The organism is Marinitoga sp. 1197, assembly GCF_001021165.1.
Taxonomy (GTDB): domain Bacteria; phylum Thermotogota; class Thermotogae; order Petrotogales; family Petrotogaceae; genus Marinitoga.
Genome location: NZ_AZAY01000015.1, coordinates 35,753 through 48,878, shown reverse-complemented (window position 1 = coordinate 48,878; position 13,126 = coordinate 35,753). Strand labels below are relative to the sequence as shown.

12 protein-coding genes are annotated in these 13,126 nt (G+C 26.9%); 10 read left to right on the top strand and 2 right to left on the bottom strand.

The window, feature by feature from the left end; genetic code table 11:
• Positions 1-17: 17 nt before the first annotated feature.
• The 4 genes from X275_RS04585 to X275_RS04570 are packed head-to-tail and all read left to right on the top strand — an operon-like array spanning position 18 to position 4,378.
• Positions 18-884 carry a carbohydrate ABC transporter permease gene (locus X275_RS04585; RefSeq protein WP_047267747.1) on the top strand — a complete coding sequence of 289 codons (867 nt, stop codon included), beginning with the start codon at positions 18-20 and terminating at the stop codon, positions 882-884.
• Complete coding sequence (locus X275_RS04580) at positions 878-1,849, top strand: carbohydrate ABC transporter permease (protein ID WP_047267746.1); 972 nt, start codon at positions 878-880, stop codon at positions 1,847-1,849. Before X275_RS04585 ends, X275_RS04580 begins: the two co-directional genes overlap by 7 nt.
• Positions 1,850-1,873: 24 nt before the next feature.
• A complete protein-coding gene (locus X275_RS04575; protein WP_047267745.1) occupies positions 1,874-2,680 on the top strand; it encodes a MurR/RpiR family transcriptional regulator in 807 nt (268 codons plus the stop codon).
• Between the two features lie 15 nt (positions 2,681-2,695).
• Positions 2,696-4,378, top strand: coding sequence for an alpha-amylase family glycosyl hydrolase (locus X275_RS04570; RefSeq protein WP_047267744.1), 1,683 nt, complete (start codon positions 2,696-2,698; stop codon positions 4,376-4,378).
• Between the two features lie 38 nt (positions 4,379-4,416).
• On the opposite strand, the gene X275_RS04565 is transcribed toward X275_RS04570, so the two are convergent.
• Positions 4,417-5,826, bottom strand: a complete 1,410-nt coding sequence (locus tag X275_RS04565) for a basic amino acid/polyamine antiporter (RefSeq protein ID WP_084825109.1) — start codon at positions 5,824-5,826, stop codon at positions 4,417-4,419.
• Positions 5,827-5,858: 32 nt separating this feature from the next.
• Positions 5,859-7,064, bottom strand: coding sequence for an arginine deiminase (gene arcA / locus X275_RS04560; RefSeq protein WP_047267743.1), 1,206 nt, complete (start codon positions 7,062-7,064; stop codon positions 5,859-5,861).
• Positions 7,065-7,372: 308 nt separating this feature from the next.
• Here arcA and X275_RS04555 point away from each other — a divergent pair, with 308 nt between their 5' ends.
• The 6 genes from X275_RS04555 to X275_RS04530 all read left to right on the top strand — a co-directional run bounded on the left by X275_RS04555 (position 7,373) and on the right by X275_RS04530 (position 13,114).
• Positions 7,373-9,103 (top strand): CehA/McbA family metallohydrolase, encoded by a 1,731-nt coding sequence (locus tag X275_RS04555; RefSeq protein WP_052913637.1) that lies wholly within the window; start codon positions 7,373-7,375, stop codon positions 9,101-9,103.
• Positions 9,104-9,490: 387 nt separating this feature from the next.
• Complete coding sequence (locus X275_RS04550; protein WP_047267742.1) at positions 9,491-10,192, top strand: hypothetical protein; 702 nt, start codon at positions 9,491-9,493, stop codon at positions 10,190-10,192.
• A gap of 13 nt (positions 10,193-10,205) precedes the next feature.
• Positions 10,206-10,847 carry a hypothetical protein gene (locus tag X275_RS04545; protein ID WP_047267741.1) on the top strand — a complete coding sequence of 214 codons (642 nt, stop codon included), beginning with the start codon at positions 10,206-10,208 and terminating at the stop codon, positions 10,845-10,847.
• Complete coding sequence (locus X275_RS04540; RefSeq protein ID WP_047267740.1) at positions 10,847-11,386, top strand: hypothetical protein; 540 nt, start codon at positions 10,847-10,849, stop codon at positions 11,384-11,386. The genes X275_RS04545 and X275_RS04540 overlap by 1 nt, the downstream gene beginning before the upstream one ends.
• Positions 11,376-12,392: a sensor histidine kinase gene (locus tag X275_RS04535; protein ID WP_047267739.1), complete on the top strand. Its 1,017-nt coding sequence runs from the start codon at positions 11,376-11,378 to the stop codon at positions 12,390-12,392. The genes X275_RS04540 and X275_RS04535 overlap by 11 nt, the downstream gene beginning before the upstream one ends.
• Positions 12,392-13,114 (top strand): LytR/AlgR family response regulator transcription factor, encoded by a 723-nt coding sequence (locus tag X275_RS04530; protein WP_047267738.1) that lies wholly within the window; start codon positions 12,392-12,394, stop codon positions 13,112-13,114. Before X275_RS04535 ends, X275_RS04530 begins: the two co-directional genes overlap by 1 nt.
• The last annotated feature ends 12 nt before the right edge of the window (positions 13,115-13,126 follow it).

Here is a 13,126-nt window from a genome sequence, read left to right as displayed (position 1 = left end):
AAAAAGGAGGTTCAAAGATGGCGGTTTTATCTTTGCGTGAAAAAGATGCGAGATTTGGTTGGAAATTGGTATTGCCAACAGTTATTTTGATTTCTTTATTAATACTATATCCTGTATTTTATAATATATATTTAAGTTTTTTCGAGGTATCTATTTCTGATACTCCAAATAAATTTGTTGGACTGCAAAATTATAAAGAAATATTATTTGACAGTTCATTCTGGAAATCTTTTGGAATTACTATTCTATTTACTTTAACAACCGTTATTGGAAGCATCTTAGTTGGTTTAGGTGTAGCTTTACTTATGAATAGAGAGTTTCCAGGAAGAAATATAGTAAGAGCTTTAATATTATTACCATATGTAACCCCTTTAATTGCCATAGTTTTTGCATGGAAATATATATTCCTTCCCATAGATGGACCTTTAATGCAATTTTTAGCTAATTTCGGAATGAATCCTGGAAATGATTTTGTAAATAACCCAAATAACGCTTTCTGGGTTGTTTCTATCTTTAATATATGGCGTAATTTTCCTTTTGTTTATTTAATGCTTCTTTCAAGATTACAATCTATTCCATCGGACTATTATGAAGCAGCAGAAATAGATGGAGCAAGCGATTGGCAAAAATTCCTTTATATTACATTACCAGAATTATATTTTGTTATCGCTTCCGTTGCTCTACTGAGAGGTATATGGAATTTTTATAAATTTGACGAAGTATATCTTATGTCTAAATTCGCTAATACTTTGCCAATATATATCTACGAAAAAGCCTTTTCTGGAATACCTGAACAAGGTATTGCAGCGGCAATCGCAACAATATTATTTATTATTATGATTTCATTAATAGGGTTATATGTAAAGAAGGTGTTAAAATGGTAAAAAGAAAAAATCCTTTAAAAATATTCGGATTCTGGCTCTCAATAATAATCCTGGTAATTTTTATAACTTATCCCTTTGTTTGGATGGTCTCTGTTTCTTTCAGACATGATACTGATGCGTTTGAACCTGGAATAATTCCTAAGAGACCTACACTAGATACATATGCAATTCTTTTAGGATTTAAAAAATCACTTCGTGAAGAATTAAGCAACGAACAACAACAATTACTGGAAATAATTAAAACCCTGCCTAAGGAACAGCAGGAAGCTGTTTTAGCTCAAATTGAAGCGCAAAGAAAAAAAGAGTCTTTCCCATTTTTACGTTTTTTTAGAAACAGTTTAGTACTAGCTGGATTAAGTGCTCTGGTGAGCTTAATACTTTCCGTATTTGGCGCCTATGCTTTTAGTAGAATAGACTTTAAAGGTAGAGGAACTATTCAAAGAGGTGTATTGATTGTTTATCTTTTTGGTGGTACAATATTAGCAGTCCCACTTTATCAAATCTTTGTTAAAATAGGTCTAACTTCTTCTGGACTATCATCTGCTTTTGCGTTATTTGTTATATACATTGTTCAAACTATACCAGTTTCTCTGTATATGCTTGGAAATTATTTTAGAACCATTCCAAGATCAATTGAGGAAGCTGCTATTATAGATGGTTCAACAAGAATGGGAGTTATTACAAAAATAATTATTCCTCTATCTTTACCTGCAATTATTACTGTATATATTTACGCTTTTATGATAGCATGGAATGAATTTTTATTTGCTTCCATCTTTGTAAGACCATTCCCAGAATTTTATACATTACCTCTGGGATTAAATGAAATTTTCAATTCAGAACACGCCATATGGGCAAAAATGATGGCTGCATCTGTTGTTACAGCAGTTCCAGTAGTGGTAATGTTTATGATGATGGAAAAATATTTGACAGGTGGATTAACCGCAGGGGGAGTAAAAGAATAAATCCCCAAATCGAGAGGTGATTTTATGATAATTAACAAGATAAAAGGAATATATAATTCTCTGACTAAAAGAGAAAGGAAGGTGGCTGATTATATTATAGAAAGGGCTCCAGATGTTATTCATTACAGCATAACAGAATTAGCCAATTGGTCTGAAGTTAGTGAAACTACCGTATATAGAGTAATAAAAAAATTAGGTTTTACAGGATATCAAAACTTTAAAATTGCACTTGCAAAAGAATTATCAGAACCCTCCATAAACATTAATGATAAAAAAGATTTATTTTCAGAATTCCATAATAAAATATGTAATAGCTTAAATACTGTATATAAAAATCTAAACAAAACCTTACTTGAAAAAGTGGCTGATAAAATTCTAAACTCAAAAAAGCTAATCTTCTTTGCTGTTGGGAGATCATTTCCTGTTGCGCTGGATAGTTCTTTGAAATTTGCTGCTCTCGGTTTAGCTGCAACTGCATATTCTGACCCTCATATGCAAGTTATTGTTGGTGCAAACCTAACCAATAATGACATGGTTATTTCTATCAGTCATTCAGGATATATAAGAGATGTTTTCAAATCCACTCAAATTGCTAAAGATGCTGGAGCTTATACAGTCGCAATAACATCAGGTGTTGACTCTCCACTAAGCACCGTAGTTCATGAAGTTATTTATACAACACCAAGTGATCCTTCAGAAAATGAGTTCACACATGACAGAATTGGAGAAATGTATATCGTTGAATTACTATACAATATAGTTATTTCAAAAAAATTCAATGATGAACATTTTAATAAATTAAAAAACGTTATAAAACCAAAGAAATTCTAAATCGAGGTGTTTAATATGTCTCAAGAAATTCTAGATAAACTAAAATTTTTATATCATGATGAAGCTAACGAAATTTATATTAAATTAATGGATTTAATTAAAAAATACAAAATTTCAGATGAAGATATTAATTTAACAGAAAAGGATATTATTTTAATAACATATGGCGACTCCATACAAAAAAAAGGAGAAAAAACTCTTCAAACTCTCCATAATTTTTTGAACAAACACGTAAAGGGTATTATAAATACAGTTCATATTCTCCCGTTTTTCCCGTATTCATCCGATGATGGTTTTTCCGTAATAGATTACAAAATGGTTAATCCAAATTTAGGAACATGGAAAGATATTGAATCTTTATCTAAAGATTATAATTTAATGTTTGATGCTGTTATAAATCATATTTCTAAAGAAAGTGAATGGTTTAAAGAATATTTAAAAGGAAATCCAAAATACAAAAATTATTTTATTGAACAAACTCCAGTTGAAGAGCTAAAAATTGTAACAAGACCTAGGGCTTTGCCTTTGCTACATATATATGATACATCTAATGGAAAAAAGCATATATGGACTACGTTTAGCGAAGATCAAATCGATTTAAATTATAAGTCAAAAGATGTATTTTTAGAAATTGTTGAAATATTACTCTTTTATGCTAAAAAAGGGGCTAAATTAATAAGATTAGACGCTATAGGATATTTGTGGAAAGAAATCGGAACATCATGTATTCATCTAGAACAAACACATAAAATGATTCAACTGTTCAGGGATATTCTCAACCTTACAGCTAAAAATGTAATTTTAATAACAGAGACCAACGTTCCACATAAAGAAAATATTTCGTATTTTGGAAATGGATATAATGAAGCTCAAATGGTTTATAATTTTTCATTACCCCCCCTTGTTTTACACTCTTTTTTATCAAAAAATGCATATTATATTTCCCATTGGGCGGATAAACTGGAAACACCAAGCGATAAAACTACATTTTTTAATTTTTTGGCTTCACATGATGGAATAGGTTTAATGCCAGCAAAAGGTATATTAAAAGATGAAGAAATAGATTATTTGGTAACTCATACTTTAAAAAATAATGGATTAGTCTCATATAAAAGTAATCCCGATGGTTCCAAATCACCATATGAATTAAATATAAATTACTTTGATGCATTATATGAAGAAAGTGAGGATATGGAATTAAATATTAGAAAATTTGTTTCTGCATATGCTATAGCTTCTTCATTGAAAGGTGTTCCTGGAATATACATACATAGTCTATTAGGGTCAAGAAATTACTATGAAGGCGTTAAAATCACTGGTATAAATAGAAGTATAAATAGAGAAAAACTAAATTTTGATTCTCTTGAAAATGAACTAACTGATAAAAAATCATTTAGATATAAAATATTTAATTCCATGAAAAATATGCTATCAATAAGAATTAACCAAAAAGCGTTTAACCCAAAAGGAAATCAGAAAATTTTGTTTTTAGACAATAGAATTTTTTCTTTCATCAGAGAATATGAAAATGAAAGGATACTTGTTATAACAAATGTATCAAATGAAAAATTCGTTATAAATGTCAAAAATATTTATTCAGAAAAACCAAAAGATTTATTATCAAACAAGTTGATTAATGTTGAATCAGGGCATTTAATTATTGAAGTATTACCTTATGAAACATTATGGATAAAATAACTCATCTTCAAAAAAAACACCCCATAACGGGGTGTTTTTTAAACAGTTAATTTTCCAGTTACAACCAAAATTATAACAACAATAGAAATTATCCACATAATAGAATAAATTATTTTTTGAGTGCCTGTTAAATGCTCCCCTTTTTCGCGTTTTGCTATAGGATAAGCAAATATACCAAATGAGTAAATTACCAATGCTGTAATAATATATATCCATCCAACTGCATATATTACCCACGCTGTGTAAATAACCGCAATCCAACCAAAAAATTTATACAATCCACTTTGCTCTTCACTTGCCACTTTAACTCCAAAAATTGCTGAAAATAAATATGGTAATAATATTGTCGTAGTTGCTATATAAAATATAGTATTATATACATTTTGCAGTGTATCTGACAACAAGGATAATAAGAATATTTGAGTAATTATATTGGTTATAGTTAAGGAAAATACAGGTGTGGCGTGTTCATTTTGTTCAGCAAATCTTTTTGGGAATACATTATCTTTAACTGAAGCGATATATGGAATTTCAGCAGTCAATAACAACCAGCTCAATAACGCACCAAATACTGAGAATAAGAATCCAAAATCAAGTATATATTGACCAGTTTTACCCATCATCTTACTTAAAACAGTTCCAAGTGGTGATGTTGAATTTACTAATTCAGATGGAGGAACAACTCCCATTGTAATTACTGAAACAGATATATATATTACTAAAGTAATAAGAAATCCTATTACAGTAGCCTTACCAACATCTTTTTGTGATTTTGCCTTATTGGATAATACAACTGCACCTTCAATCCCAATAAATGCCCATAACATAGTACCAAAACTATTATTTATTTGACTAAATATTGAAGAAGTCTCTCCTGTTGCTGCTAATTTTGTTGAAAAGAATATATCTTTTACAAGATCAGGATTAAAAGCAAATATTGAAAGTATTGCTACTAAAAACAATGGTATTAATTTTAAAATAGTTAAAATCGCATTTGTAACTCCAGCAGTTCTTATTCCACTTACAATTAAGAAATGATATACCCATAAAATAATACTTGAAAAAATCAAAGCAATAAGTTTATTCTCTTCTAAAATCGGAAAGTATCCACTTAATATTTTCATTATAACAGCAAAAAAAGCTATATTTCCCAGTAATGCTGACCACCAATATCCCCATGCAGAGTTAAATCCTACAAATTCACCAAATTGCTCTTTGGCGTAAGAATAAATTCCACCCTCAAGTTCCGGCTTTTTATAAGACAAAAACTGAAAAACCATAGCAAGCGAAAATACTCCAAAACCTGTTATCAACCAACCAATTAAAATAGCTCCTGGATTTGCTACACTACCTAAATCAGCAGGTGAATTAAAAATTCCAGCTCCAATCATAGAACCAATAACAATCATTGTTAACGCAAATAAACCCAAAACCTTATTTGTTCCCACACCTACACCTCCTATTATTAAAATATTATTGTTTATTTTCCTCTATTCATAGGCATGGACATACATCTAGGCCCTCCACGACCTCTTGATAATTCACTTGAAGGAATTTCTATAACATTAATTCCATTTTCTCTTAATAATGTATTTGTTACATAATTTCTATCATATGCTATTACGACTCCGGGCTTTATGGCTAAAACATTAGAACCATCATTCCATTGCTCTCTTTTAGCAGCAATTTCATCTTCTCCTCCGCATTTTAATATTTTAATTTTCCCATTATTCATGTATTTCTGCAAAATTTCTTCTAATGACATTTTTTCCTCTATAACTTCCAAATCATCTTTTCCTTTTTTTATTACATATACTAATAAACTGGATTCTAATTTTGAATGAGCCAAAAATTTATCATTATCTATCATTGTAAAAATAGTATCAAGATGCATATAAGCTCTTTTTTTAGGAATATTTATTGCAAGTATTGTATCAAAACTCTCATCAGTTTCATAAAAAAGTTTTTTGGCTAATATTTCCACTGCTTCTGGTTCTGTTCTTTGAGAAATACCTATTGCCAAAACTTTATCCGTTAAAACTAAAACATCTCCACCTTCTATAGCAAAATGATAGTTCATATCATAATATACAGGTGTGGATTTAAAATCTCTGTTATATTTTACAACATACTTCATAAATAAAGACTCTCTTCTTCTTGCCTTTGTCATCATCTTATTTATAACAATACCTTTTCCAACAAAAGCTACTGGATCTCTTTGAAAATAAAGATTTGGAAGAGGCAATAAATAAAATTGCTTATTCATTCTTACTTTTGTGGAAAAATTCTCTTTTCTTAATTTAAATTCATTTATCCTTATTCCACTAACAATTTTATTTATCATTTGTTTTGTATCAAAACTCAATAAATAGTCTTTCAAAGCTTCTAATATGTATTCATTCTTTACTTCGCTCAAAAACAAATATTCATCTACAAATTCTTTTTTTATATTTTCTTCACTTAAAGCTGTTGCCAATAAATCTGTAATATATTCAACATGAACTCCGTTTGTTCTGAGAATTTCTGCAAAATAATCATGCTCTTGTTGCGCTTTTTTTAAATACGGTATATCCTCAAACAAAAGTTCTTCTAATAAATCTGGCTCCATATTTTCCAATTCAAGACCTGGCCTGTGTAAAAGTACTCTTTTTAAATCCTTTACTTCAGAATACACATTTATACTCATAATTCTACCCCCTACATTTGAAATTTAAATCCAAATATTATTATACTTTATGTATTAAAAAAATAAAAGTTCCAAATTCCTTAAATTTTTATAAGTATGATAAAATTTTCACGGTTATATAATTTTATTATCAGTATGCGTGAGTATGCTCGTTTATGAAATTTTTTTCATTGTTAAATTTAAGCTGTTTAAATTATTTTAATTAAAACAGATTTATAATAAATATTTCAATAAAACTTTTCTACTATTTTAGAAAGAGCAAAAATATGATATAATGCTATGTTATAATGAAGAAAAGGGGAAGTTTTATGAAAAAAACTTTTTTTGTCTGGATATTTATTTTGATTTCTATTATAACATTTACTTTTCCAAATAATTTGATTGTATTATTTGGAAATCCTCATTCTCATACGTCTTTTTCAGACGGAGAACCGGGCAACGTACCAAGCGATGCTTACGAATATGCAAGAGATATTGCAAACATTGATTTTCTTGCTGTTACTGATCACGCATATTACTTCGAAGCAAAATATAAAGGTAGAGATAAATTTGAAGTTATGAAAGAAATGGCAAATAAAGAAACAACAAATAAATTTACAGCATTGGCCGGTTTTGAATGGACTTCTGGTAGCGGTCATATTAATGTTTTTGAATCTAAAAATTGGACAAGTAGAAATATAAACACCACTACTGAAGATTTTTATAAATGGTTGATTAACGAAAAAGCTCTGGCTCAATTCAATCATCCAATTTCTATGTTTGGAACATTCAAAAATTTTGAATATTATCCAGAAGCAGATTTATATATTAACATGATTGAAGTTGGAAATGGTAGTTGGACAAAAAACGATACAATAAATGACGAAATGTTTTCTAATTACATCGCTGCTTTAAAAATGGGGTGGCATGTTGGAGCTACTGTAGGTCAGGATAATCATAGCGCTAATTGGGGAGATGCAAATGATTCAAGAACAGCAATCTGGACAAAATCAAGAAATAAAAAAGATATATTAAATGCTTTTTTTAAAAGAAAAAGTTATGGAACAGAGGATAAAAATGTACAAATATGGCTTGAAACTAGCAAGGCAAAAATGGGCGATGTTTTTTATTATACAAAAAAGCCACAGGAAGTTTCGCTAAATATATATTATACAGATCCTGATAAAGAAAATGTTAAAACTCTTGAAATATATACGCCAAATCACACATATATTTACAATAATTTACCTTCAAATTTCAAAAAAGAAATTAAAATTAATGTTGATTCTCCATATTTCTATGCATTTGCTAAATTTATTCAAGATGATGGTGATAAAATAGTTTCAAGTGCAATATGGTATGAACCACAAGATAGTATTAGAATTTTCTCTACACCTAAAAATATACTTTATAAAAACGCAAAAAATCCTTTTAAATTTTATGTTTACAATATATCAAAAGAATCAAAAGAAGCCCATATAAAAATTTTTATTAATGATAAACTAAACTTTGAAAATACATTAGTAATAAACGGTTATTCAAAAACATTAATAAATTCTATTTTAAACACTCCAAACACAAATAACGTTAATTTGATGTTATATATTAATAATATATTATGGTATGAAAATGTTATAGAACTAAAAAATAGAATAAAAATTTATTCATCTGGTGTAGAGATTGGATTTTTAAAAGACAAATATTATTTAACAAGTTCTATTGAAAATTCAGAAGTTGTTATAATAAGTTCAAGCTTATTAAAAGATGAAACTTTGTTTAATAAAATCCAGGATTTTGCAAGAAGTAAAAAAGTTGGTATAGTATTAGATGAAATAAATAACACGGTATTAAAATTAATACCTTCGAAATTTGAAGTTACAGATAAAAGTTTTAAAAATCAAAAAATCAATAATTTATATTTCAATGATGGGAAAATAATTTTATATAAAGGAAAAGAGAGAGGATTTATTCTTAATAAAAACTATGTAATATTTACAGGTAATCCTTTTGAAAATACTAAAAATGAATTATTTATAAAAAAACTGCTAAAACTAAAATGAGCTGAAGTATCAGCTCATTTTTTATAATATTTTATCTTTTTCTTTTTTTTATTAAAATGAACTGATTTCTCAGTTCATTTTATTTTACAGGCATATTATACATATAAATTGACAATATATCAAAAAAAATTTTATATCAAAACATTTTTCATATATAATTACGATGTCTAAAAAGTCAAATTCATTCAGGCAGCTTGATTGCTTATCCTTAAAATTATTCATTCTCAGCCGTCGCTCAGATTTTTCATCCATGAAAAAGCTTCACTCAAAAAAACATCCTGTTTTTTTGACGGCCTTCATTCATAATTTTAAGGGCAATCTTCGAGCCTTCATTTCATTTGAGACTTTTTAGACATTCTAATATATAATGAAAATGGAGGTGATAACATGAGAGAATACTGGTATCTTTTACCTTTAGTTGGTATCGTTTTTATTTTAATGGCACTTCAAATTACAGAATATAGTATTAACGATTATTCGGTAATACCAGATAAAACCATGGATTTAAAAGATATTAAAGAAATAAAAATTACTGGTTTAAATGTAAATATAAAATTCGATCCTGAAGCCACGCAAATATATTATCCATCTAAAATATTAATTAAAAAGAGAGATAAAGAATTAATTTTAAATAGCGGAAATAGAAACAGATATCTCGAAATAATTATTGGAACTAAATATACATATGAAAATATTGAAATAAACGGATTAAATATAACAGTAAGTGGCAATGTAAATAGTAATATTGCAGAAATATCTGGAACTAATATTATACTAAAAAATACATTCACCTTTATTGGAAATACTCTAAATATTGATGGAACAAGTATAAGAATCAATGGAAATATTTTTGCAAAAAATTTAAATGTTGATAGCGTTTCACTGATTATAGACATAAAGGTTAAAATGCTAAAAAATATAAATCTTGATAGCATATCTATAAGTGGCAATATCTTTTTTCTGGATACATGGAATGATTCCAGAAATATTAAAATAAATTCTATTTCAGAAAATATAACAGTAAAAATGAATAAAAATAATACTGGTAAGATAAATTCAAATAAAAATATTCAAATTATAAAATATTGAGGAGGTGTATATTATGAAAAAAATGATTTTAATTTTTACTCTGGTATTTTCTGTTTCAATATTTTCAATTAATTTTGGTGGCGGTGGATATATACTTAATTACATTCCTAAAGATCAGGTAAAACAGATTAACCCTTTAAAAGATTATTTATCTTTCGATGAATTAATTTTACAAGGTGGTGGCGGTTTTGGTATAATACCAGGCGGTTCTTACTTTGGTGGAGAAGGTTATAGTGGTGAAACTACAAACGGAAATTATAAATTATATGTTTCTCAAGGATATTTCACTTTCGGAAAACAAATTAATTTAAACATAATAAATATTGATGTTGGAATTGGCCTGGGTGGCGGAGAAACTATTGTAAGTAAAAAAGTTGATGAATCAAGAAATGGAAAATCTATTGATGATATTGTAAATAATATTGATTCTGTTCCATATGTGGTACAATTAAAAAGAGAAGAAGTTTCTATTTCCCCAAGAGCTAAAATTTATTTAAATCTAATGGAATTCTTAAGTGTTGTAATAGAAGGTAAATTCACATATAATTATTCACCCGAAAACTGGAAAATTGAAGGAGAATATCAAATAACGGATAATGTGCCTAATTATAACTATTATTATTCATTTGGAGCGGGAATTATCTGGGGGTTCTAATGAAAAAACGGATTATAATTATATTACTTTTACTTTCTTCATACGTATTTTCAGAAAATATATTAAATTACTATCTGAATAATTTTGATAAATTAAATAAGGCTGAATTAAATAAGATATTAAATATTACAGAATCGAGTAAAAATGGATTAAATAAAATAATCCATGGGAGTGTATTGGTTAAAAAAGCAAAACATGAATGGTTTTTACCTTTAAAATATTATTATCTTTATAGTGGAATGCTGGAAATGAAAGAGGTTGTCAAAGAGAATTTTGACAACCTCATATATCGATATATAAGAGGAAAAACCGCATTTGAAATTTTATCATATGACTTTGCGAGAAAAATTTTTATTAATGATTTTGAATATATTTATATTAGAGTGAATGATGATTTCAAAAATAAATTTGACTTTGGTGAAGTATTGTATAAATTATACCGGATATATGAATTAGATAATAAAGAAAAAGCAAAATCTTTATTAAAAAAATTAAAAGAATATCCAAACTATTATAGGTTGATATATTATGAAAAATAAAAAATTGCACATTATTTTAATAGAAAATCAGATAAGTTCTATATTTATATTAATTCTCATATATATTTTTTCTCCTTATTTTAATTTCTGGCATGGATTAATAATTGCCGAAATTTTTTCTAATTCAATTGGAATAATATATTTTTTACTGGAAAAATTGTTGTATTCGTTTATAAAAATCGAAATACAATTTTTAAGAAAAATTTTACAATTTTTAATTTTGATTTTTAGTTTTTTTTCTGGTATAGTTATTTCAGAATATATTATGTCAAATTTATTATCATTTAATCTTTCCCCTTCATATAAATACTTATTTTTAATTGTTAATATTATACTTATTTTTTTAATTGTATCAATAATTTTAATATATAGAAAACTCAGAATTAAAATCATTGAAAACGAAAAATTAAAAAGCGAAAAGTTAAAATCAGAATTAATAGCGCTTAGGGCTAAGTTAAACCCGCATTTTCTTTTTAATACATTGAATGCTATAATAGATATGGCATATGAATCTCCTGAAAAAGTTGAACAAATTATTATAAATCTTTCAGACATATATAGAAAAATATTATACTCTTCAGACAAAGATTTTTGTACTGTTGAAGATGAATTAAATATAGTAACAAAATATCTTGAAATTGAAAAAGTGAGACTTGGAGATAGATTAAAATATTATATAAATATTGATAAAAAAACTTTAAATTATAAAATTCCTACACTAATTATAGAACCTTTGGTGGAAAATGCCATAATCCATGGCATTGCTCCAAAAAAAAATGGAGGTTTTATAAATATAAATATACATCTAAAAAATACTTTATTTATAATAGAAATATCTGATAATGGTATAGGAAAAGTTGAAAATATAAGATATGGCTTTGGCATTTCAAGTGTTATCAATAGACTAAATCTTATATATAAAAATAATGCTAATTTTAATATATATCAAAATAATCCATCAGGTATAAAAGTTATTATATCAATACAAAATATGGGGGAAATATAATGATTAAATGTATTATAATCGAGGATGAAGAGAGATCTTTAAATAGATTAAAAAAAATGCTGGAAAATTTTGAAAGTATTGAAATAATAGGTGAAAGTAAAAATGGTGACGAAGCCATTGATTTAATAGAAGAAAAAAGACCTGATCTATTATTTCTTGATATTAATCTACCAGAAAAAAGTGGTTTTGAAATTTTAAAAAATTTATCTTATGAACCACTTGTGATTTTTATAACGGCATATCAAGAATATGCTATAAAAGCTTTTGAAGAAAATGCTATAGATTATTTACTAAAACCCTTTGATTTAAAACGATTAAAAATAGCTATAGATAGAATAACGGAAAGAAAAAAGTTATTAACTAAAAAAATATTAGATAATATTAATATACAATACATAAATAAATTTTCGGTAAAAGACAGAGACATTATATTAATAATCCCAGAAACTGATGTATATTACTTCAAGGCAGAGGATAAATATGTTTTTTTATGTACAAAAAATCAGGAATATTACTATGATGATACTTTAAAAAATTTAGAAATGAAATTAGACCCGGAAAAATTTATTAGAATACACAAAAGTTATATTGTCTCAATTGAACATATAAAAAAATTTAAAAAATTTTTTGTTCGGGATTATATTTTAGAACTTGATAATGGAACTGAACTGAAAATTGGCAGAAGCCATTTAAATTATATAAAAAATAAATTCAATTTTTAAACGGAGGTGCAA